Source organism: Oleiphilus sp. HI0061, assembly GCF_001635675.1.
This window is the reverse complement of sequence record NZ_LWFE01000360.1, coordinates 1-775: the sequence shown is the minus strand read 5'-3', so window position 1 is coordinate 775 and position 775 is coordinate 1. Positions and strand designations below refer to the sequence as shown.

General features: G+C 44.0%; 1 protein-coding gene. It reads right to left on the bottom strand.

What is annotated here, in order from left to right:
* A partial coding sequence (locus tag A3735_RS05015; RefSeq protein ID WP_304439961.1) for a DnaB-like helicase N-terminal domain-containing protein occupies positions 1-554 on the bottom strand: 554 nt, incomplete at its 3' end.
* Positions 555-775: the final 221 nt, after the last annotated feature.

The following is a 775-nucleotide window of genomic DNA, read 5'->3' as shown; positions in this document are numbered from 1 at the left end:
AACAGCTCATCAATACGTTCTAGCGTCTTGGTTAGGATAGGGTTTACTGATTGAGGCCCTTCACTGTCTTTCCCACCACTATTCTCAGCGATCTGGAAAACCTTCCTTTCAGCCTCATCTAGAAGCTCTGAGGTTGTCCGCCCCTGGGGGTTAAAAGCACTGTCTGTAATTTCTCCCGAGGCACTTATTAATCGTCTAAGTACTGCTCGCTCATGAACGATTTCTGCATAGGCCCTAACGTTAGAAGCGCTTGGCGTGCGCTCGACGAGCTGCCCCAGATAAACCATACCGCCAGCATTTTCGAGCTCGCCCATTTGTTCAAGCTCTTCAGCAACCGTCACTACATCTAGAGCATTACCACCCGTCGCTAACTTAGCAATTACTCGATAAACCAAACGATGATCTTGACGATAGAAATCCTCTTCCAGGACTTTGTCACCGACTACATCCCACTTACTGTTGTCCAGCATCAAGCCACCCAGTATTGACTGTTCCGCTTCGATTGAGTGGGGAGGTATTTTTAGTTTCTGTGTATCCTGATCAAGTACTGACAAGACTCTCACCTCTGATAGATCATAAAAGTGCAATGCTTAGTTTTGTAGAGCATAAATGAATACGGCCCGAAATATAATATATATTCGGGCCGTATCAGAGAGTAATTTATATTTTCAAATCACTCTACCATGGCAACGTTTCTTACCATGTTTAGTCAAAGCTATCTGACTACTTATTTCAGAAGCTTATTCCGCAACAATGATCAATTTAATGATCGCTG